This window comes from Pseudomonas simiae, from assembly GCF_900111895.1.
In the GTDB taxonomy this organism is placed as follows: Bacteria; Pseudomonadota; Gammaproteobacteria; order Pseudomonadales; family Pseudomonadaceae; genus Aquipseudomonas; species Aquipseudomonas simiae.
In genome coordinates, this window is sequence record NZ_FOKB01000007.1 from 291,927 (window position 1) to 312,298 (window position 20,372).

Here is a 20,372-nt window from a genome sequence, read left to right on the forward strand (position 1 = left end):
CAAGCGGCCTTTTGACAGTGTATATTCATCCAGTCTTTAGCCGTATACTCCGGCATTATTTACGCCCGCCGTGCGAGGCCATCTTGGACAAGATCCTGATTCGTGGGGCTAGAACCCACAACCTGAAGAACATCGACCTGACCCTGCCCCGGGACAAACTGATCGTCATCACCGGTTTGTCCGGGTCCGGCAAATCGTCCCTGGCGTTCGACACGCTGTATGCCGAAGGCCAGCGTCGCTATGTGGAATCGCTGTCGGCCTATGCCCGCCAGTTCCTGTCGATGATGGAAAAGCCCGACGTCGACACCATTGAAGGCCTGTCGCCGGCGATCTCCATCGAACAGAAGTCGACCTCCCATAACCCGCGCTCCACCGTGGGCACCATCACCGAAATCTACGACTACCTGCGCCTGCTGTATGCACGTGTGGGTATTCCGCGTTGCCCGGACCACGACATTCCCCTGGAAGCCCAGACAGTCAGCCAGATGGTCGACCTGGTGCTGGCCCAGCCGGAAGGCGCCAAGCTGATGCTGCTGGCACCGGTGATCCGTGAGCGCAAGGGTGAACACCTTTCCGTCTTCGAAGAGCTGCGGGCGCAAGGTTTTGTACGTGCACGCATCAACGGCAAGCTCTATGAGCTGGACGAGGCGCCGAAGCTCGACAAGCAGAAGAAGCACTCGATCGATGTGGTCGTTGACCGTTTCAAAGTGCGCGCCGATCTGCAGCAGCGCCTGGCGGAATCCTTCGAAACCGCGCTGAAGCTGGCCGACGGCATTGCACTCGTGGCGCCGATGGACGACGAGCCGGGCGAAGAGATCATCTTCTCCGCGCGCTTTGCCTGCCCGATCTGCGGCCACGCCATCAGCGAGCTTGAACCCAAGCTGTTCTCCTTCAACAACCCGGCCGGCGCCTGCCCGACCTGTGATGGCCTGGGGGTGAAGCAGTTCTTCGACATCAAGCGCCTGGTCAACGGTGACATGACGCTGGCGGAGGGGGCGATACGCGGCTGGGATCGGCGCAACGTTTACTACTTCCAGATGCTGGGGTCGTTGGCGTCGCATTACAAGTTCAGCCTGGAGGTACCGTTCAACCAACTGCCGGCGGACCAGCAGAAGGTCATCTTGCACGGCAGTGGTTCGCAGAACGTCGACTTCAAGTACCTGAACGACCGTGGCGATATCGTCAAGCGCTCGCACCCGTTCGAAGGCATCGTGCCGAACCTGGAGCGTCGCTACCGCGAGACCGAATCGGCCAGCGTGCGCGAAGAACTGGCGAAATTCCTCAGCACACAACCTTGCCCGGATTGCCGCGGCACTCGCCTGCGTCGTGAGGCGCGGCATGTGTGGGTGGGCGAGAAAACATTGCCGGCGGTGACCAACCTGCCGATCGGTGATGCCTGCGAATACTTTGGCGTACTCAAGCTGACCGGCCGCCGTGGAGAAATCGCCGACAAGATCCTCAAGGAGATTCGCGAGCGGTTGCAGTTCCTGGTCAACGTTGGCCTGGACTACCTGTCTCTGGACCGCAGCGCCGATACCTTGTCCGGCGGTGAAGCACAGCGCATCCGCCTGGCCAGCCAGATCGGCGCCGGCCTTGTGGGTGTGTTGTACATCCTCGACGAACCGTCGATTGGCCTGCACCAGCGCGACAACGATCGCCTGCTGGGTACGTTGAAACACCTGCGGGATATCGGCAACACGGTGATTGTGGTCGAACACGATGAAGACGCGATTCGCCTGGCGGATTACGTGGTTGATATCGGCCCGGGCGCCGGTGTGCATGGCGGACATATTGTCGCTGAAGGCACCCCGGCCGAAGTCATGGCTCATCCGGACTCGCTGACCGGCAAATACTTGTCTGGCCGCGTCAAGATCGAAGTGCCGGCCAAACGCACACCGCGTAACAAGAAGCTAGCGCTGCACCTCAAGGGCGCACGCGGTAACAACTTGCGCAATGTCGACTTGGAAATTCCAATTGGTTTGCTGACATGCGTGACCGGTGTTTCCGGCTCAGGTAAATCGACGCTCATAAACAACACGTTGTTTCCCTTGAGTGCCACTGCCCTGAACGGCGCGACCACCTTGGAAGCGGCGGCGCACGACAGCATCAAAGGCCTGGAACACCTGGATAAGGTGGTCGACATCGACCAAAGCCCGATTGGCCGGACGCCACGTTCCAACCCGGCGACCTACACCGGTTTGTTCACGCCCATTCGTGAACTGTTTGCCGGGGTTCCGGAATCCCGCTCACGGGGTTACGGGCCGGGTCGGTTCTCGTTCAACGTCAAGGGCGGACGCTGCGAAGCGTGCCAGGGCGACGGCTTGATCAAGGTGGAAATGCACTTCCTGCCGGACATCTACGTGCCGTGCGATGTGTGCAAAAGCAAGCGCTACAACCGCGAGACCCTGGAGATCAAGTACAAGGGCAAGAGCATCCACGAAACCTTGGAGATGACCATCGAGGAAGCGCGGGTGTTCTTCGACGCAGTTCCGGCGTTGGCGCGCAAACTGCAGACGCTGATGGACGTGGGTTTGTCGTATATCAAGCTGGGTCAGTCGGCGACCACGCTGTCAGGTGGTGAGGCGCAGCGGGTGAAGTTGTCTCGCGAGCTGTCCAAACGCGATACCGGCAAGACCCTGTATATCCTCGATGAGCCGACCACGGGCCTGCACTTCGCGGATATACAGCAATTGCTGGACGTGCTGCACCGCCTGCGCGACCACGGCAACACCGTGGTGGTAATCGAGCACAACCTTGATGTGATCAAGACGGCCGATTGGCTGGTGGACCTGGGGCCGGAAGGCGGTTCCAAGGGTGGCCAGATCATTGCCGTAGGCACGCCGGAGCAGGTCTCCGAAATGCCGCAGTCGCATACCGGTTACTACCTGAAGCCGTTGCTGGAACGCGACCGGGCCTGACCTTTTCAGGCCCAATGAAAAGCCCCTGTCACCTTGCGGTGACAGGGGCTTTTTTGTAGCCGGAAATCAGAACTGCGATTGCAGGTAATTCTCCAGGCCGATCAGCTTGATCAGGCCCAACTGCTTTTCAAGCCAGTAGGTGTGATCTTCTTCGGTGTCATTCAACTGCACCCGCAGGATTTCCCGGGTGACATAGTCGTTGTGCTGCTCGCAGAGTTCGATGCCTTTGCAGAGCGCGGCACGGACCTTGTACTCGAGGCGCAGGTCGGCAGCGAGCATGTCAGGTACGGTTGTGCCCACGTCCAGATCATCCGGACGCATACGCGGCGTGCCTTCGAGCATGAGGATACGGCGCATCAGTGCGTCGGCGTGCTGTGCCTCTTCTTCCATCTCATGGTTGATACGCTCGTAGAGCTCGGTAAAGCCCCAGTCTTCGTACATACGCGAGTGGATGAAATATTGGTCACGAGCAGCCAGTTCGCCCGTCAGCAACGTGTTGAGGTAATCGATTACGTCGGGGTGACCTTGCATCGCCCTACATCTCCCTGCTTGAAAGTCTGTAGTTTGAACCATGATGACCTGAAGGTCACGGGACCAACGGCAGAAAAGTGAAGATTTCCGGAGAAAAGTAGCTGAAATAACGCAAAAACCGCCCAAATGAGGGCGGTTCTGCTTATCGTTTAGAGTTAGTTAAGCGATACACCCAGTGCCTTTGCGATTGCTTCTCCATAAGCAGGATCTGCCTTGTAGAAGTGCTGCAATTGACGCTGGACCACATCACTGGAAACGCCGCCCATTGCTCCGGCGATATTGCTGGTGAGCAAGGCTTTCTGCTCATCGTTCATCAGGCGGAACAGCGCACCAGCGTGGCTGTAGTAGTCAGTGTCTTCCCGGTGATCGTAACGATCTGCCGCACCGCTCAAGGCCAAAGCAGGCTCAGCGTATTGAGGGGCTTGTTTCGGCGCATCGGCGTAGCTGTTCGGCTCGTAGTTGGGCGCTGCGCCACCGTTGCTGCCGAATGCCATCGAGCCATCACGCTGATAGCTGTTCACCGGGCTACGTGGGGCGTTCACCGGCAGTTGCTGGTGGTTGGTGCCAACACGGTAGCGGTGGGCATCTGCATACGCGAACACACGGCCTTGCAACATACGGTCTGGCGACAGGCCTACACCTGGAACCATGTTGCTAGGGCCGAACGCAGCCTGTTCCACTTCAGCGAAGTAGTTTTGTGGGTTGCGATTAAGCTCCAGTTCTCCGACTTCGATCAGCGGAAATTCCTTCTGCGACCAGGTTTTGGTCACATCAAAAGGATTTTCGTAATGAGCGTTGGCCTGAGCCTCGGTCATGATCTGGATGCAGACACGCCATTTCGGGAAGTCACCCCGTTCGATTGCACCGAACAGATCGCGCTGGGCGTAATCAGGGTCGGTACCGGCCAGACGAGCCGCTTCGGCGGGCGCCAGGTTCTTGATGCCCTGCTTGGTTTTGTAGTGCCACTTAACCCAGTGACGCTCGCCCTTGGCGTTGATCAGGCTATAAGTGTGGCTGCCGAAGCCGTGCATGTGGCGGTAGCCGTCAGGAATACCACGGTCCGAAAACAGGATGGTGACCTGGTGCAGTGCCTCTGGGGAGTGCGACCAGAAATCCCACATCATTTGTGCGCTTTTCAGGTTGCTTTGCGGCAGGCGTTTTTGGGTGTGGATGAAGTCCGGGAACTTCAACGGATCGCGGATGAAAAACACAGGGGTGTTGTTACCCACGATGTCCCAGTTGCCTTCTTCGGTGTAGAACTTCAAGGCGAAACCACGTGGGTCGCGCTCGGTATCAGCCGAACCGCGCTCCCCCCCTACGGTGGAAAACCGCAGGAAGGTAGGGGTTTGCTTGCCAACCGACTCGAACAGCTTGGCGCTGGTGTACTGAGTGATGTCTTGGGTGACCGTGAAAGTACCGTAGGCACCCGACCCCTTCGCATGCACACGACGCTCAGGAATGTTTTCACGGTTGAAGTGAGCGAGCTTCTCGATCAGGTGAAAATCGTCGAGCAGCAGCGGACCGCGCGGGCCGGCGGATCGGGAATTCTGGTTATCCGCAACGGGCGCGCCGCTGGCGGTAGTAAGGATTTTGTTCTGGCTCATGCTCAATTTCCCTCAGGTCGGACTTGGAACTGCCGGCTAATCGGCTTGGAGGAAGTATTGATCATCAATATGACGTCTACAAATTCATTAAATTGTAGGCATCGATAGAGAATAACTACCAAACTCCCCAAACGTCATAGTGCCAAGCCAAACCCCCGGAAGCTTGTACGCATCGCGCTTTTATTACGCGCACAAAAAACCGGGCACTAGGCCCGGTTCTTCGTTACAGCTTGTCGTCTTACTCGGCGCTTACAGCTTCGCCGGCAGTAGCACGATCAACCAACTCGACGTACGCCATAGGCGCGTTGTCGCCAGCGCGGAAACCGCACTTGAGGATGCGCAGGTAGCCACCCTCACGGGTAGCGTAACGCTTGCCCAGGTCGTTGAAGAGCTTACCAACGATAGCTTTCGAACGAGTACGGTCGAAAGCCAGACGGCGGTTAGCCAGGCTGTCTGTCTTGGCCAAAGTGATCAGCGGCTCAGCAACGCGACGCAGTTCTTTAGCTTTCGGCAGTGTAGTTTTGATCAGCTCGTGCTCGAACAGCGACACCGCCATGTTTTGGAACATGGCCTTGCGGTGCGAGCTGGTACGGCTCAGGTGACGACCACTTTTACGATGACGCATGGTTCATTCCTTACCAAACTCACGTTCGGTGATTACGACGATCAGGCAGTCGCCTTGTCGTCCTTCTTAAGACTTGCAGGCGGCCAGTTGTCGAGGCGCATGCCGAGGGACAGACCGCGGGAGGCCAGAACGTCCTTGATTTCAGTCAAGGATTTCTTGCCCAGGTTCGGAGTCTTCAACAGTTCTACTTCGGTACGCTGAATCAGGTCGCCGATGTAGTAAATGTTTTCCGCCTTAAGGCAGTTAGCCGAACGTACAGTCAGTTCCAGATCGTCAACCGGGCGAAGCAGGATCGGATCGATCTCGTCTTCCTGCTCGATTACCACTGGTTCGCTGTCACCTTTGAGGTCGACGAACGCAGCCAACTGCTGTTGCAGAATGGTTGCAGCGCGGCGGATAGCCTCTTCAGGATCCAGAGTACCGTTGGTTTCCAGATCAATAACCAGCTTGTCCAGGTTAGTACGCTGTTCGACACGGGCGTTTTCCACCACGTATGCGATACGGCGAACCGGGCTGAACGAAGAGTCAAGCTGCAAGCGACCAATGCTGCGGCTTTCGTCTTCATCGCTCTGACGCGAGTCGGCCGGTTCATAACCACGACCACGAGCTACGGTGAGCTTCATGTTCAGGGCGCCGTTAGACGCCAGGTTAGCGATTACGTGATCGGGGTTAACGATCTCGACATCATGATCCAGCTGAATATCGGCAGCGGTAACCACCCCCGAACCCTTCTTCGACAAGGTCAGCGTAACTTCGTCACGGCCGTGCAGCTTGATAGCCAGACCTTTAAGGTTCAACAGGATTTCAATTACGTCTTCCTGTACACCTTCGATGGCGCTGTACTCGTGGAGCACACCGTCAATCTCGGCCTCGACTACTGCACAGCCGGGCATTGAGGACAACAGGATGCGGCGCAGCGCGTTGCCCAGGGTGTGGCCAAAACCACGCTCGAGAGGCTCGAGAGTAATTTTGGCGCGGGTTGGACTGACAACCTGCACATCAATGTGGCGGGGTGTCAGGAACTCATTTACCGAAATCTGCATGGATGCACCTATTTTCTAGCCCTTACTTGGAGTAGAGCTCGACAATCAGGCTTTCGTTGATGTCGGCGGACAGATCACTGCGAGCAGGAACGTTCTTGAAAACGCCCGACTTCTTCTCAGTGTCTACTTCTACCCATTCTACGCGGCCACGTTGGGCACACAGATCGAGAGCTTGGACAATGCGAAGTTGGTTTTTTGCTTTCTCGCGAACTGCGACCACGTCACCAGCACGAACCTGGTAGGACGGAACGTTTACGGTCTGACCGTTAACGCTGATCGACTTGTGCGATACCAGCTGACGGGATTCGGCACGAGTAGAACCAAAGCCCATACGGTATACAACGTTGTCCAGACGGCATTCGAGCAGTTGCAGCAGGTTTTCACCGGTTGCACCTTTCTTGCCAGCAGCTTCTTTGTAGTAGCCGCTGAACTGACGCTCGAGAACGCCGTAGATACGACGGACCTTCTGCTTTTCACGCAGTTGGGTGCCGTAATCGGACTGGCGACCGCGGCGTTGGCCGTGGATACCAGGTGCTGCTTCAATGTTGCACTTCGATTCGATCGCGCGCACGCCGCTCTTCAGGAAGAGATCGGTGCCTTCGCGACGAGCGAGTTTGCATTTTGGACCAATGTAACGAGCCATTCTTTACAATCTCCTGGATTACACGCGGCGCTTCTTCGGCGGACGGCACCCGTTGTGCGGGATTGGCGTCACGTCGGTGATGCTGGCGATCTTATAGCCACAGCCGTTCAAAGCACGGACAGCAGACTCACGACCTGGACCTGGACCTTTGACGTTAACGTCGAGGTTTTTCAGGCCGTATTCCAGCGCAGCTTGACCAGCACGTTCAGCAGCTACTTGAGCAGCAAACGGGGTGGACTTGCGGGAACCGCGGAAACCCGAACCACCGGAGGTAGCCCAAGAAAGCGCGTTACCTTGACGGTCGGTGATGGTCACGATGGTGTTGTTAAAAGAAGCATGGATGTGGGCGATGCCATCAACCACTGTCTTTTTAACTTTTTTACGAGGACGAGCAGCAGGTTTTGCCATGATAATTTTCCTGTCGATTCGCTGGGGCGATTACTTGCGGATCGGCTTACGCGGACCTTTACGGGTACGCGCGTTAGTCTTGGTACGCTGACCGCGTACTGGAAGACCACGACGATGACGCAGACCGCGATAGCAACCGAGGTCCATCAAACGCTTGATTTTCATGTTGATTTCGCGACGCAGGTCACCTTCAGTGGTGAACTTCGCCACTTCGCCACGCAGCTGTTCAATCTGCTCGTCGCTCAGATCCTTGATCTTAGCGGCTGGGTTTACCCCAGCAACTGCGCAAATTTTCTGCGCAGTAGTGCGACCAACACCATAGATGTAGGTCAGCGAGATAACAGTGTGCTTGTTATCTGGAATGTTAACGCCTGCAATACGGGCCATTCAGTGGGACTCCAATTGACAGCTACCTACGCCCCGGAAGCCAAGAAATAGGGCGCGAGATAATATCGCTGTAATAACAAATAATCAACCCGGCAGCGCACTAGCTGCCGGGCTTCAAGCGGATCACACTCAGCCTTGGCGCTGTTTGTGACGCGGTTCCGCGCTGCAAATTACTCGAACAACACCTTCGCGGCGAATAATCTTGCAGTTACGGCACAGCTTTTTCACCGATGCACGAACTTTCATCACCAACTCCTCGAACCTTATGGGGTACTCAGCGCAACATGCCGCTGCCGTAGCCCTTCAGGTTGGCTTTCTTCATCAGGGATTCGTACTGGTGCGAAACGAGGTGCGATTGTACTTGGGACATGAAGTCCATCACAACCACGACCACGATCAGCAACGAGGTCCCGCCAAGGTAGAACGGAACGTTTGCTGCAACCACCAGGAACTGGGGCAACAAGCACACGGCCGTCATATATAGAGCACCGAACAGGGTCAAACGAGTCAGAACACCATCAATGTAGCGTGCAGACTGCTCACCTGGACGGATGCCCGGAATAAAGGCACCGGACTTCTTCAGGTTTTCCGCTACGTCTTTCGGATTGAACATCAACGCCGTATAGAAGAAGCAGAAGAAAATAATCCCTGCACTAAACAGCAGAATATTCAACGGCTGACCAGGAGCGATCGACTGAGAGAGGTCCTGCAGCCAGCCCATATTTTCGGACTGACCAAACCAGGTACCCAACGAAGCCGGAAACAGCAAAATGCTGCTCGCGAAAATTGCCGGAATTACACCGGCCATATTCACTTTCAGCGGCAAGTGGCTGGTCTGCGCAGCAAAAACCTTGCGGCCCTGCTGACGCTTGGCGTAGTGAACAGCAATACGACGCTGGCCACGCTCAATGAACACCACAAAACCGATAATCGCTACTGCCAGCAAACCGATGGCAACCAAGGCGAAAATGTTGATATCACCCTGACGTGCAGACTCGAAAGACTGCCCAATCGCTCTCGGAAGACCGGCGACGATACCTGCGAAAATCAACATCGAGATACCGTTGCCAACACCACGCTCAGTAATCTGCTCACCCAGCCACATCATGAACATCGCACCAGCCACAAATGTGGATACCGCGACGAAATGGAAGCCAAAGTCACCAGTGAACGCAACGCCCTGCCCGGCCAGGCCAACGGACATGCCGATAGCTTGGACCAAGGCGAGAACGACAGTGCCGTAGCGGGTGTACTGGCTAATCTTGCGACGGCCAGCTTCACCTTCCTTCTTCAACTGCTCCAGCTGCGGGCTGACGGCGGTCATCAGTTGCATGATGATCGATGCCGAAATGTACGGCATGATCCCCAATGCAAAAATGCTCATCCGTTCCAGCGCGCCGCCGGAAAACATGTTGAACAAGCTAAGAATGGTCCCCTCATTCTGTCGAAACAGGTCTGCGAGTCGGTCCGGGTTGATACCTGGAACCGGGATGTGTGCGCCTATTCGGTAGACGATAATCGCCAGGAACAGAAAACGCAGACGAGCCCAAAGTTCAGACATACCGCCTTTGCCGAGCGCTGAGAGAGCACCTTGCTTAGCCATTTATTCCTCGAACTTGCCGCCAGCTGCTTCGATAGCCGAACGCGCACCTTTGGTGGCGCCGATTCCCTTGCCGATAGTGACAGCGCGAGTCACTTCACCGGACAGCATGATTTTCACACGCTGTACGTTGACGTTGATCACGTTGGCATCTTTCAGGGTCTGCACAGTAACGATGTCGCCTTCCACTTTAGCCAGCTCGGACAGACGCACTTCTGCGCGGTCCATGGCCTTCAGGGATACGAAACCGAACTTAGGCAGGCGACGATGCAGCGGCTGTTGACCGCCTTCAAAGCCTGGAGCGATGGTGCCACCGGAGCGGGAGGTTTGACCTTTGTGGCCACGGCCACCAGTCTTACCCAAACCGCTACCGATACCACGGCCCGGACGATGCTTTTCGCGACGGGAACCCGGCGCTGGACTCAGATCATTGAGTTTCATCGATTAACCCTCTACACGCAGCATGTAGTAAGCCTTGTTGATCATCCCGCGATTCTCGGGAGTATCCTGGACTTCTACAGTGTGACCGATGCGACGCAGACCCAGACCTTTAACACACAGTTTGTGGTTAGGGATGCGGCCGGTCATGCTTTTGATCAGCGTTACTTTAACGGTAGCCATGATCAGAAGATCTCCTTGACAGTCAGGCCACGCTTGGCAGCGATGGACTCAGGAGATTGCATAGCTTTCAAACCTTTGAAAGTGGCGTGAACCACGTTTACCGGGTTAGTCGAGCCGTAGCACTTGGCCAGAACGTTCTGAACGCCAGCAACTTCGAGAACAGCACGCATAGCGCCGCCAGCGATGATACCGGTACCTTCAGAAGCAGGCTGCATGTACACCTTCGAAGCGCCATGGGCGGACTTCATTGCGTACTGCAGAGTGGTGCCGTTCAGATCAACTTGGATCATGTTGCGACGAGCAGCTTCCATTGCCTTCTGGATCGCAGCAGGCACTTCACGCGACTTGCCACGGCCGAAGCCAACACGGCCCTTACCATCACCAACCACGGTCAACGCGGTGAAAGTGAAGATACGGCCGCCTTTAACGGTTTTGGCTACGCGGTTAACTTGAACCAGCTTCTCAATGTAGCCTTCGTCGCGCTTTTGGTCGTTATTTGACATAACTTAGAACTCCAGCCCAGCTTCACGAGCAGCATCAGCCAGCGCTTTCACGCGACCGTGGTACTTGAAGCCAGAGCGGTCGAAAGCCACTTGCGAGACGCCAGCGGCCTTAGCACGCGTAGCGACCAGCTGGCCAACCTTTGTGGCCGCGTCGATGTTGCCGGTGGCACCATCACGCAGTTCTTTATCCAAAGTCGAGGCGCTTGCCAGGACTTTGTTGCCGTCGGCCGAGATGACCTGGGCGTAGATGTGCTGCGACGAGCGGAACACGCAGAGACGCACGACTTCGAGTTCGTGCATTTTCAGGCGTGCTTTGCGAGCGCGACGCAGTCGAGTAACTTTTTTGTCGGTCATTTGCTATGCCCTACTTCTTCTTGGCTTCTTTACGACGGACGACTTCGTCCGCGTAGCGCACACCTTTGCCTTTGTACGGCTCTGGTGGACGGAAGTCGCGGATCTCAGCGGCCACTTGACCTACCAGCTGCTTATCGATGCCCTTGATCAGGATATCGGTCTGGCTAGGGGTCTCAGCAGTGATGCCCGCTGGCAGTTCGTAATCCACAGGGTGCGAGAAGCCAAGGGCCAGGTTCAAAACCGTGCCTTTTGCTTGCGCTTTGTAACCAACACCGACCAGCTGGAGCTTACGCTCGAAGCCTTGGCTTACGCCTTGGACCATGTTGTTTACCAACGCACGCGTGGTACCGGCCATTGCGCGAGTTTGTTGATCGCCATTGCGAGCAGCGAAACGCAGCTCACCAGCTTCTTCAACGATCTCAACGGACGAATGGATGTTCAGTTCAAGAGTACCCTTGGCACCCTTCACCGAAAGCTGTTGGCCTGCGAATTTGACTTCGACACCGGCTGGCAGCTTAACGGGGTTCTTAGCGACGCGAGACATGCTTATCCCCCCTTAGAACACAGTGCAAAGAACTTCGCCGCCGACACCGGCAGCGCGCGCAGCACGATCCGTCATCACACCTTTGTTGGTGGAGACGATAGACACGCCCAGACCGCCACGAACTTTCGGCAGATCTTCAGCGGACTTGTACTGACGCAGGCCTGGACGGCTAACGCGCTTCACTTCCTCGATGACCGAACGGCCTTCGAAGTACTTCAGCTCGATGGACAGCAGAGCTTTAACATCGCTGCTGATCTGATAACCCGCAATGTAGCCTTCGTCTTTCAGGACTTTGGCAACAGCTACCTTCAACTTGGAAGATGGCATGCTTACGACGGACTTTTCAGCCATCTGGGCATTACGGATACGAGTTAGCATGTCCGCTAACGGGTCCTGCATACTCATGGGCTAGACGCTCCTAATACAAAAAAATTAGCCTTGCGGCTACATATGTCGCCGAGAATCTCCGGGTAAAAAACACGGGCTCAGGCGAGCCGCGTATTTTAGACACACTCCAGAAATGAAACAAGCCCCAAAAGGGGCTTGTTCCAGATTCAAGGTCACCGGCGGTCAGTATCTTGCGACATTGACCCCCTGGACGTTGAAAGTACTTACCAGCTGGCTTTAACCAGACCTGGTACGTCACCACGCATTGCCGCTTCACGCAGTTTGTTACGGCCGAGGCCGAACTTGCGGTAAACGCCGTGTGGACGACCGGTCAGGCGGCAGCGGTTACGCATGCGCGAAGCGCTTGCGTCACGTGGCTGCTTCTGCAGAGCTACTGTAGCTTCCCAACGCGCTTCTGGACTTGCGTTCAGATCAACGATGATTGCTTTCAGTGCTGCACGCTTCTTGGCGTACTTGGCAACCGTGAGCTGACGCTTCAGCTCGCGGTTTTTCATGCTCATCTTGGCCATGGTCCTACTCCAATCAGTTGCGGAACGGGAATTTGAAAGCACGCAACAGGGCGCGACCTTCATCATCGTTCTTGGCAGTGGTGGTCAGGGTGATGTCCAGACCGCGGAGAGCATCGATCTTGTCGTAGTCGATTTCCGGGAAGATGATCTGCTCTTTCACGCCCATGCTGTAGTTACCACGACCATCGAAGGACTTGGCATTCAGGCCGCGGAAGTCGCGGACCCGAGGCAGGGAGATCGACAGCAGACGATCCAGGAATTCGTACATACGCTCACGGCGCAGGGTCACTTTGACGCCGATCGGCCAACCTTCACGGACTTTAAAGCCAGCGATGGATTTCCGAGCGTAGGTCACAACGACTTTCTGGCCGGTGATCTTTTCCAGGTCAGCAACAGCGTGCTCGATGACTTTTTTGTCACCGATCGCTTCGCCCAGACCCATGTTCAGGGTGATTTTGGTAACGCGCGGAACTTCCATCACGTTCCCAAGCTTAAGTTCTTCCTTAAGCTTAGGGGCGATTTCCTTCCGGTAAATCTCTTGTAGTCGTGCCATGGTCTAATCTACCTAGCAGTGTTCAAGCATCAACCGCTTTTTGGGTCGACTTGAAGACACGAATTTTCTTACCGTCTTCTACTTTGAAACCAACGCGGTCAGCCTTGTTGGTTTCGCCGTTGAAGATGGCGACGTTAGAAGCGTCCAGCGGAGCTTCTTTCTCGACGATACCGCCCTGCACGCCCGACATCGGGTTAGGCTTGGTATGACGCTTGACCAGGTTCAGACCACCGATAACCAGACGGTTATTAGCGAGAACCTTAAGCACCTTACCGCGCTTACCTTTGTCTTTGCCGGCGATCACGATGATCTCGTCGTCACGACGAATCTTTTGCATGTCGGATCTCCTTACAGCACTTCTGGGGCGAGCGAGACGATCTTCATGAACTTCTCAGTACGAAGTTCACGGGTCACTGGCCCAAAGATACGGGTGCCGATCGGCTCTTGCTTGTTGTTCAGAAGAACAGCAGCGTTGCCATCAAAGCGGATAATGGAGCCATCAGCACGACGTACGCCGTGACGAGTGCGGACTACAACAGCAGTCATCACTTGGCCTTTTTTCACTTTACCGCGAGGAATTGCTTCCTTGACGGTAACTTTGATGATGTCACCGATACCAGCGTAACGACGATGGGAGCCACCCAGCACCTTGATGCACATAACACGGCGAGCGCCGCTGTTATCGGCCACATCGAGCATGGATTGAGTCTGAATCATATAATTTCTCCGACCCCTAGTCCTTAGACTTCCACAGCGCGTTCGAGAACATCAACCAGTGCCCAAGACTTGGTCTTGGCCAGCGGACGAGTTTCACGAATAGTGACTTTGTCGCCGATGTGGCACTGATTGGTTTCGTCGTGCGCGTGCAGCTTAGTCGAACGCTTAACGTATTTACCGTAGATCGGGTGCTTAACGCGACGCTCGATCAAAACGGTGATGGTTTTGTCCATCTTGTCGCTGACAACACGGCCAGTCAGCGTACGGACAGTCTTTTCGGCTTCAGCCATGATCACTTACCTGCCTGCTGGTTGAGCACAGTCTTCACGCGAGCGATGTCACGCTTAACTTGCGAGAGCAGATGAGACTGCCCCAACTGGCCAGTTGCTTTCTGCATACGCAGATTGAACTGGTCGCGCAGCAGGCCGAGCAGTTGCTCGTTCAGCTGCTGTGCGGATTTTTCACGAAGTTCATTCGCTTTCATCACATCACCGTCCGTTTAACAAAGGAGGTGGCGAGCGGCAGCTTTGCAGCAGCCAGGGCGAAAGCCTCACGCGCCAGCTCTTCAGAAACACCCTCGATTTCATACAGGACTTTGCCTGGCTGAATCTGGGCTACCCAGTATTCCACGTTACCCTTACCTTTACCCATCCGAACCTCGAGAGGTTTTTTGGAGATCGGCTTGTCCGGGAATACACGGATCCAGATCTTGCCGCCACGTTTTACGTGACGGGTCAGAGCACGACGCGCTGACTCGATCTGACGAGCGGTGAGACGACCACGAGCTACAGACTTCAGCGCGAACTCGCCGAAGCTGACTTTGCTACCGCGCTGAGCCAGACCACGGTTGTGGCCTGTCATCTGCTTGCGGAACTTCGTACGCTTAGGTTGCAACATTTGGCGTACCCCTTACTTAGCAGCTTTTTTACGAGGCGCTGGTGCTTGTGGTTTCAGTTCTTCTTGGCGACCACCAATTACTTCGCCTTTGAAGATCCAAACCTTTACACCGATCACACCGTAAGTGGTGTGAGCTTCGTAGTTGGCATAGTCGATGTCGGCACGCAGGGTGTGCAGTGGCACACGACCTTCGCGATACCATTCAGTACGTGCGATTTCAGCACCGCCGAGACGACCGCTCACTTGGATTTTGATGCCTTTGGCACCAATGCGCATGGCGTTCTGTACAGCGCGCTTCATAGCGCGACGGAACATTACGCGACGCTCCAGCTGCTGAGCTACGCTCTGCGCAACCAGCATACCGTCGAGCTCCGGCTTGCGGATCTCTTCGATATTGATGTGCACAGGCACACCCATTTGCTTGGTCAGGTCCTGACGCAGTTTCTCAACATCTTCACCTTTCTTCCCGATAACGATACCTGGACGAGCGGTGTGGATGGTGATACGTGCAGTTTGGGCCGGACGATGGATATCGATACGGCTTACGGACGCGCTTTTTAGTTTGTCTTGGAGATACTCACGCACCTTCAGATCAGCGAACAAATAGTCCGCATAAGTCCGACCGTCTGCGTACCAGACGGAGGTGTGCTCCTTGACGATTCCCAGGCGAATGCCAATGGGATGTACTTTCTGACCCATCTCTTCGACTCCGTTACTTGTCAGCAACCTTGACAGTGATATGGCAAGACCGCTTGACGATGCGATCAGCACGGCCTTTGGCACGTGGCATGATGCGCTTCAGCGAACGCCCTTCGTTGACGAAAACGGTGCTGACCTTCAGGTCATCAACGTCTGCGCCTTCGTTATGCTCGGCGTTGGCTACGGCCGACTCCAGCACTTTCTTCATGATCTCGGCGGCTTTCTTACTGCTGAAAGCCAACAGGTTGAGCGCTTCGCCCACCTTCTTCCCGCGGATCTGGTCGGCGACCAAGCGGGCTTTCTGGGCGGAGATTCGAGCGCCCGACAACTTAGCGGCTACTTCCATTTCCTTACCCCTTAACGCTTGGCTTTCTTGTCTGCCACGTGCCCACGATAAGTGCGGGTACCGGCAAACTCGCCTAGTTTGTGGCCGACCATGTCTTCGTTCACGAGAACTGGGACGTGCAAGCGACCGTTGTGTACAGCGATGGTCAGACCGACCATTTGTGGCAGGATCATCGAACGACGCGACCAGGTCTTAACTGGTTTGCGATCGTTCTTTTCCGCCGCCACTTCGATCTTCTTCAGTAGGTGAAGATCAATAAAAGGACCTTTTTTCAGAGAACGTGGCACTGTCGTATCCCTCTATTTACTTGCGACGACGGACGATCATTTTGTCGGTACGCTTATTACCACGAGTCTTCGCGCCCTTAGTCGGGAAGCCCCATGGCGATACCGGATGACGACCACCAGAGGTACGACCTTCACCACCACCGTGTGGGTGGTCAACCGGGTTCATGGCAACACCACGAACGGTTGGGCGAACGCCACGCCAGCGTTTGGCACCAGCTTTACCCAACGAACGCAGGCTGTGCTCGGAGTTCGAGACTTCGCCCAGGGTCGCACGGCATTCAGCCAGCACTTTACGCATCTCACCAGAACGCAGACGCAGGGTCACGTAGACACCTTCACGAGCGATCAGCTGAGCCGAAGCACCAGCGGAACGAGCGATTTGCGCGCCTTTACCTGGCTTCAATTCGATGCCGTGTACGGTGCTACCAACTGGAATGTTGCGCAGTTGCAGAGCGTTGCCCGGCTTGATCGGTGCCAAGGCACCTGCGATCAGCTGGTCGCCAGCGCTCACGCCTTTAGGGGCGATGATGTAGCGACGCTCGCCATCTGCGTACAGCAGCAGAGCGATGTGAGCAGTACGGTTTGGATCGTATTCGATACGCTCGACAGTGGCAGCGATGCCATCTTTGTCGTTGCGACGGAAATCAACCAGACGATAATGCTGCTTATGGCCACCACCGATGTGACGAGTGGTAATACGACCATTGTTGTTACGACCACCAGACTTCGATTTTTTCTCGAGCAGCGGTGCGTGAGGAGCGCCTTTATGCAGCTCCTGGTTGACCACCTTGACCACAAAACGGCGGCCAGGGGAAGTCGGTTTGCATTTAACGATTGCCATGATGCACCCCTTCCTTACTCAGCACTGCTGCTGAAATCGAGATCTTGGCCTGGTTGAAGGGAGATAACTGCCTTCTTCCAGTCATTACGCTTGCCCAGACCGCGAGCAGTGCGCTTGCTCTTACCCAGAACATTCAGGGTAGTAACACGCTCTACTTTCACGCTGAACAGGCTTTCGACGGCCTTCTTGATTTCCAGCTTGGTTGCGTCAGTTGCAACCTTGAAAACGAACTGGCCTTTCTTGTCAGCCAGAACCGTAGCCTTTTCGGAAACGTGCGGGCCAAGCAGAACTTTAAATACGCGTTCCTGGTTCATCCCAGCAGCTCCTCGAATTTCTTCACGGCCGACACGGTGATCAACACCTTGTCGTATGCGATCAGACTAACTGGATCGGAACCTTGCACGTCACGTACATCAACGTGTGGCAGGTTACGAGCAGCCAGGTACAGGTTCTGATCAACAGCTTCAGACACGATCAAAACATCGGTCAGGCTCATGTTGTTCAGTTTGCCCAGCAGATCTTTGGTTTTCGGGCTTTCAACAGCGAAGTCCTGAACCACGACCAGACGGTCAGTACGCACCAGTTCAGCAAGGATGGAGCGCAGAGCTGCGCGGTACATCTTCTTGTTGAGCTTCTGCGAGTGATCCTGCGGACGAGCTGCGAAAGTGGTACCACCGCCACGCCAGATTGGGCTACGGATAGTACCGGCACGAGCACGGCCAGTACCTTTCTGACGCCAAGGGCGCTTACCGCCACCACGTACGTCGGAACGGGTCTTTTGCTGCTTGCTACCTTGACGGCCGCCGGCCATGTAGGCCACGACTGCTTGGTGAACCAGCGTCTCGTTGAATTCGCCGCCAAATGTCAGTTCGGAAACTTCGATCGCTTGAGCGTCATTTACATTTAATTGCATGTCAGCTTCCCCTTAACCGCGAGCCTTGGCCGCTGGACGTACAACCAGGTTGCCGCCAGTAGCGCCAGGAACAGCACCCTTGACCAACAACAGATTGCGTTCAGCGTCGACGCGCACTACTTCGAGGGACTGCACGGTCACGCGCTCAGCGCCCATATGACCGGACATTTTTTTGCCCTTGAATACACGACCAGGAGTCTGGCACTGGCCAATAGAGCCCGGGACGCGGTGGGAGACGGAGTTACCGTGAGTGTTGTCTTGGCCACGGAAATTCCAACGCTTGATCGTACCCTGGAAGCCTTTACCTTTGGACTGACCGGTTACATCAACCAGTTGACCAGCAGCGAAGATTTCAGCGTTGATCAGATCGCCAGCCTGGTAGTCGCCGTCTTCGAGACGGAACTCCATAACAGTGCGACCAGCTGCAACGTTTGCTTTAGCGAAGTGACCTGCTTGAGCAGCAGTCACACGCGAAGCACGACGCTCGCCGACAGTGACTTGCACTGCACGATAGCCATCGGTTTCTTCAGTTTTGAACTGGGTGACGCGATTCGGCTCGATCTCAATGACCGTGACCGGAATGGAGACACCTTCTTCGGTGAAAATACGGGTCATACCGCATTTACGACCGACTACACCAATAGTCATGTTGTAAACCTCATGAGTGTACGGGGCTTTCACCCGCTATGGCCGCCCATTTCAGAGCGTTACACGACTAAGACCCAAGTCTTAGCCGAGGCTGATCTGTACTTCCACACCGGCCGCCAGATCGAGCTTCATAAGTGCATCAACGGTTTTATCCGTTGGCTGGACGATGTCCAGTACGCGCTTATGAGTACGGATCTCGTACTGGTCACGCGCGTCTTTGTTGACGTGCGGGGAGACCAGAACGGTGAACCGCTCTTTACGGGTAGGCAGTGGAATTGGACCACGCACTTGAGCACCAGTACGTTTCGCGGTTTCCACGATTTCCTGGGTGGATTGGTCGATCAGGCGATGGTCAAAAGCCTTCAACCTGATACGGATTTGCTGATTTTGCATTGGATTTCAGACTCCGGCTGCTATTCCCAGCGAGCGCAATACGCCCGTTAAAAGGAGGCGCAATTCTATAGACGGCCCTGATAGGTGTCAACCCAATAAAAAAGGCCCCCGCTGAGCGGGGGCCTTTTCAAAACATCAGAGCTATCTCAGAAGAGATAATTACTCGATGATTTTAGCTACAACGCCAGCACCAACGGTACGGCCGCCTTCACGGATAGCGAAGCGCAGGCCGTCTTCCATAGCGATGGTTTTGATCAGGGTAACAGTCATTTGAATGTTATCGCCTGGCATTACCATTTCTACGCCTTCTGGCAATTCGCAGTTACCGGTCACGTCAGTAGTACGGAAGTAGAACTGTGGACGGTAGCCTTTGAAGAACGGAGTGTGACGACCGCCTTCTTCCTTGCTCAGAACGTAAACTTCTGCGGTGAACTTGGTGTGCGGCTTAACCGAACCTGGCTTAACCAGAACCTGGCCACGCTCAACGTCGTCACGCTTGGTACCACGCAGCAGAACGCCGCAGTTCTCGCCAGCACGACCTTCGTCGAGCAGTTTACGGAACATTTCAACACCGGTGCAGGTGGTGACGGTGGTGTCACGCAGACCAACGATTTCCAGTGGATCCTGAACGCGAACGATACCGCGCTCGATACGACCAGTCACAACAGTACCACGACCGGAGATCGAGAATACGTCTTCGATTGGCATCAGGAACGGCTTGTCGGTCAGACGAACTGGCTCTGGGATGTAGGAATCCAGAGTTTCAACCAGCTTACGAACGGCAGTGGTGCCCATTTCGTTGTCGTCTTTGCCTTCCAGAGCCATACGAGCAGAACCGATGATGATCGGAGTGTCGTCGCCTGGGAAGTCGTAAGTGCTCAGCAGATCGCGCACTTCCATCTCAACCAGTTCCAGCAGCTCAGCGTCGTCTACCAGGTCAGCCTTGTTCAGGAAGACCACGATGTACGGAACGCCTACCTGACGGGACAGCAGGATGTGCTCACGGGTTTGTGGCATCGGACCATCAGCGGCCGAGCAAACCAGGATAGCGCCGTCCATCTGGGCAGCACCAGTGATCATGTTCTTCACATAGTCAGCGTGACCTGGGCAGTCAACGTGAGCGTAGTGACGAATAGTCGAGTTGTACTCAACGTGCGCGGTGTTGATGGTGATACCACGAGCTTTTTCTTCTGGTGCGCTGTCGATCTTGTCGAAGTCAACACGAGCCGAACCGAAAACTTCGGAGCAAACGCGAGTCAGAGCAGCAGTCAGAGTGGTTTTACCGTGGTCAACGTGACCGATGGTGCCAACGTTGACGTGCGGTAGGGAACGATCAAATTTTTCTTTAGCCACGACAATTAACTCCTTGCCTAAAGGACT

The 20,372-nt window shown here is 55.4% G+C and carries 32 protein-coding genes; 1 reads left to right on the forward strand and 31 read right to left on the reverse strand.

Annotation, left to right across the window (positions count from 1 at the left end):
• The first annotated feature begins 83 nt into the window (after nt 1-83).
• Nucleotides 84-2,918: an excinuclease ABC subunit UvrA gene (uvrA, locus tag BMZ57_RS21795; RefSeq protein WP_010206877.1), complete on the forward strand. Its 2,835-nt coding sequence runs from the start codon at nt 84-86 to the stop codon at nt 2,916-2,918.
• 66 nt (nt 2,919-2,984) lie between these two features.
• On the opposite strand, the gene bfr is transcribed toward uvrA, so the two are convergent.
• From bfr to tuf, 31 genes are all read right to left on the reverse strand, one after another.
• On the reverse strand, nt 2,985-3,449 hold the full coding sequence (gene bfr / locus BMZ57_RS21800; RefSeq protein WP_003176400.1) for a bacterioferritin: 465 nt from the start codon (nt 3,447-3,449) through the stop codon (nt 2,985-2,987).
• 155 nt (nt 3,450-3,604) lie between these two features.
• Nucleotides 3,605-5,053: a catalase gene (locus BMZ57_RS21805; protein ID WP_010206879.1), complete on the reverse strand. Its 1,449-nt coding sequence runs from the start codon at nt 5,051-5,053 to the stop codon at nt 3,605-3,607.
• Nucleotides 5,054-5,291: 238 nt separating this feature from the next.
• On the reverse strand, nt 5,292-5,678 hold the full coding sequence (gene rplQ / locus BMZ57_RS21810) for a 50S ribosomal protein L17 (RefSeq protein ID WP_003176402.1): 387 nt from the start codon (nt 5,676-5,678) through the stop codon (nt 5,292-5,294).
• Nucleotides 5,679-5,719: 41 nt separating this feature from the next.
• Nucleotides 5,720-6,721, reverse strand: a complete 1,002-nt coding sequence (locus BMZ57_RS21815; protein WP_003176403.1) for a DNA-directed RNA polymerase subunit alpha — start codon at nt 6,719-6,721, stop codon at nt 5,720-5,722.
• A 22-nt stretch (nt 6,722-6,743) separates the two neighbouring features.
• The gene (gene rpsD, locus BMZ57_RS21820; RefSeq protein ID WP_003176404.1) at nt 6,744-7,364 is read right to left on the reverse strand and encodes a 30S ribosomal protein S4; all 621 of its coding nucleotides are present in this window, start codon (nt 7,362-7,364) and stop codon (nt 6,744-6,746) included.
• An 18-nt stretch (nt 7,365-7,382) separates the two neighbouring features.
• Nucleotides 7,383-7,772, reverse strand: a complete 390-nt coding sequence (gene rpsK / locus BMZ57_RS21825; protein WP_002555466.1) for a 30S ribosomal protein S11 — start codon at nt 7,770-7,772, stop codon at nt 7,383-7,385.
• A gap of 30 nt (nt 7,773-7,802) precedes the next feature.
• The gene (gene rpsM, locus BMZ57_RS21830; protein ID WP_003194635.1) at nt 7,803-8,159 is read right to left on the reverse strand and encodes a 30S ribosomal protein S13; all 357 of its coding nucleotides are present in this window, start codon (nt 8,157-8,159) and stop codon (nt 7,803-7,805) included.
• A 129-nt stretch (nt 8,160-8,288) separates the two neighbouring features.
• Complete coding sequence (gene rpmJ, locus BMZ57_RS21835) at nt 8,289-8,405, reverse strand: 50S ribosomal protein L36 (protein WP_002555468.1); 117 nt, start codon at nt 8,403-8,405, stop codon at nt 8,289-8,291.
• A 28-nt stretch (nt 8,406-8,433) separates the two neighbouring features.
• Nucleotides 8,434-9,762 (reverse strand): preprotein translocase subunit SecY, encoded by a 1,329-nt coding sequence (secY, locus tag BMZ57_RS21840; protein ID WP_003194637.1) that lies wholly within the window; start codon nt 9,760-9,762, stop codon nt 8,434-8,436.
• Entirely contained in the window at nt 9,763-10,200 is a 438-nt protein-coding gene (rplO, locus tag BMZ57_RS21845) for a 50S ribosomal protein L15 (protein ID WP_003176407.1), read from the reverse strand.
• A gap of 3 nt (nt 10,201-10,203) precedes the next feature.
• Nucleotides 10,204-10,380: a 50S ribosomal protein L30 gene (gene rpmD / locus BMZ57_RS21850; RefSeq protein ID WP_003176408.1), complete on the reverse strand. Its 177-nt coding sequence runs from the start codon at nt 10,378-10,380 to the stop codon at nt 10,204-10,206.
• A 2-nt stretch (nt 10,381-10,382) separates the two neighbouring features.
• The gene (gene rpsE / locus BMZ57_RS21855) at nt 10,383-10,883 is read right to left on the reverse strand and encodes a 30S ribosomal protein S5 (RefSeq protein ID WP_003176409.1); all 501 of its coding nucleotides are present in this window, start codon (nt 10,881-10,883) and stop codon (nt 10,383-10,385) included.
• 3 nt (nt 10,884-10,886) lie between these two features.
• The gene (gene rplR / locus BMZ57_RS21860; RefSeq protein ID WP_003186037.1) at nt 10,887-11,237 is read right to left on the reverse strand and encodes a 50S ribosomal protein L18; all 351 of its coding nucleotides are present in this window, start codon (nt 11,235-11,237) and stop codon (nt 10,887-10,889) included.
• 10 nt (nt 11,238-11,247) lie between these two features.
• Nucleotides 11,248-11,781, reverse strand: coding sequence for a 50S ribosomal protein L6 (gene rplF / locus BMZ57_RS21865; RefSeq protein ID WP_003194640.1), 534 nt, complete (start codon nt 11,779-11,781; stop codon nt 11,248-11,250).
• 12 nt (nt 11,782-11,793) lie between these two features.
• Nucleotides 11,794-12,186, reverse strand: a complete 393-nt coding sequence (gene rpsH, locus BMZ57_RS21870; protein WP_010206883.1) for a 30S ribosomal protein S8 — start codon at nt 12,184-12,186, stop codon at nt 11,794-11,796.
• A 206-nt stretch (nt 12,187-12,392) separates the two neighbouring features.
• The gene (rpsN, locus tag BMZ57_RS21875) at nt 12,393-12,698 is read right to left on the reverse strand and encodes a 30S ribosomal protein S14 (RefSeq protein WP_003176414.1); all 306 of its coding nucleotides are present in this window, start codon (nt 12,696-12,698) and stop codon (nt 12,393-12,395) included.
• A 13-nt stretch (nt 12,699-12,711) separates the two neighbouring features.
• Nucleotides 12,712-13,251 carry a 50S ribosomal protein L5 gene (gene rplE / locus BMZ57_RS21880; protein WP_003194642.1) on the reverse strand — a complete coding sequence of 180 codons (540 nt, stop codon included), beginning with the start codon at nt 13,249-13,251 and terminating at the stop codon, nt 12,712-12,714.
• Nucleotides 13,252-13,273: 22 nt separating this feature from the next.
• On the reverse strand, nt 13,274-13,588 hold the full coding sequence (rplX, locus tag BMZ57_RS21885; protein WP_003176416.1) for a 50S ribosomal protein L24: 315 nt from the start codon (nt 13,586-13,588) through the stop codon (nt 13,274-13,276).
• A gap of 11 nt (nt 13,589-13,599) precedes the next feature.
• The gene (rplN, locus tag BMZ57_RS21890; protein ID WP_002555479.1) at nt 13,600-13,968 is read right to left on the reverse strand and encodes a 50S ribosomal protein L14; all 369 of its coding nucleotides are present in this window, start codon (nt 13,966-13,968) and stop codon (nt 13,600-13,602) included.
• Nucleotides 13,969-13,991: 23 nt separating this feature from the next.
• Complete coding sequence (rpsQ, locus tag BMZ57_RS21895; RefSeq protein WP_003176419.1) at nt 13,992-14,258, reverse strand: 30S ribosomal protein S17; 267 nt, start codon at nt 14,256-14,258, stop codon at nt 13,992-13,994.
• Between the two features lie 2 nt (nt 14,259-14,260).
• Nucleotides 14,261-14,452 (reverse strand): 50S ribosomal protein L29, encoded by a 192-nt coding sequence (gene rpmC, locus BMZ57_RS21900; RefSeq protein ID WP_002555481.1) that lies wholly within the window; start codon nt 14,450-14,452, stop codon nt 14,261-14,263.
• Nucleotides 14,452-14,865 carry a 50S ribosomal protein L16 gene (rplP, locus tag BMZ57_RS21905; RefSeq protein ID WP_003176421.1) on the reverse strand — a complete coding sequence of 138 codons (414 nt, stop codon included), beginning with the start codon at nt 14,863-14,865 and terminating at the stop codon, nt 14,452-14,454. Before rplP ends, rpmC begins: the two co-directional genes overlap by 1 nt.
• A 12-nt stretch (nt 14,866-14,877) precedes the next feature.
• Complete coding sequence (gene rpsC / locus BMZ57_RS21910; protein WP_003176422.1) at nt 14,878-15,564, reverse strand: 30S ribosomal protein S3; 687 nt, start codon at nt 15,562-15,564, stop codon at nt 14,878-14,880.
• A gap of 13 nt (nt 15,565-15,577) precedes the next feature.
• Nucleotides 15,578-15,910, reverse strand: a complete 333-nt coding sequence (gene rplV / locus BMZ57_RS21915; protein ID WP_003103908.1) for a 50S ribosomal protein L22 — start codon at nt 15,908-15,910, stop codon at nt 15,578-15,580.
• Nucleotides 15,911-15,921: 11 nt separating this feature from the next.
• Nucleotides 15,922-16,197, reverse strand: coding sequence for a 30S ribosomal protein S19 (gene rpsS, locus BMZ57_RS21920; protein WP_003232420.1), 276 nt, complete (start codon nt 16,195-16,197; stop codon nt 15,922-15,924).
• A 16-nt stretch (nt 16,198-16,213) separates the two neighbouring features.
• Nucleotides 16,214-17,038 carry a 50S ribosomal protein L2 gene (gene rplB, locus BMZ57_RS21925; RefSeq protein ID WP_003186055.1) on the reverse strand — a complete coding sequence of 275 codons (825 nt, stop codon included), beginning with the start codon at nt 17,036-17,038 and terminating at the stop codon, nt 16,214-16,216.
• A 14-nt stretch (nt 17,039-17,052) separates the two neighbouring features.
• Complete coding sequence (gene rplW, locus BMZ57_RS21930; protein WP_002555488.1) at nt 17,053-17,352, reverse strand: 50S ribosomal protein L23; 300 nt, start codon at nt 17,350-17,352, stop codon at nt 17,053-17,055.
• A complete protein-coding gene (gene rplD, locus BMZ57_RS21935; protein ID WP_003176424.1) occupies nt 17,349-17,951 on the reverse strand; it encodes a 50S ribosomal protein L4 in 603 nt (200 codons plus the stop codon). The genes rplW and rplD overlap by 4 nt, the downstream gene beginning before the upstream one ends.
• A gap of 12 nt (nt 17,952-17,963) precedes the next feature.
• On the reverse strand, nt 17,964-18,599 hold the full coding sequence (gene rplC, locus BMZ57_RS21940; protein WP_003194649.1) for a 50S ribosomal protein L3: 636 nt from the start codon (nt 18,597-18,599) through the stop codon (nt 17,964-17,966).
• An 81-nt stretch (nt 18,600-18,680) separates the two neighbouring features.
• Complete coding sequence (rpsJ, locus tag BMZ57_RS21945) at nt 18,681-18,992, reverse strand: 30S ribosomal protein S10 (protein ID WP_003186070.1); 312 nt, start codon at nt 18,990-18,992, stop codon at nt 18,681-18,683.
• 159 nt (nt 18,993-19,151) lie between these two features.
• Nucleotides 19,152-20,345: an elongation factor Tu gene (tuf, locus tag BMZ57_RS21950; protein WP_010206920.1), complete on the reverse strand. Its 1,194-nt coding sequence runs from the start codon at nt 20,343-20,345 to the stop codon at nt 19,152-19,154.
• Between the last annotated feature and the right edge of the window lie 27 nt (nt 20,346-20,372).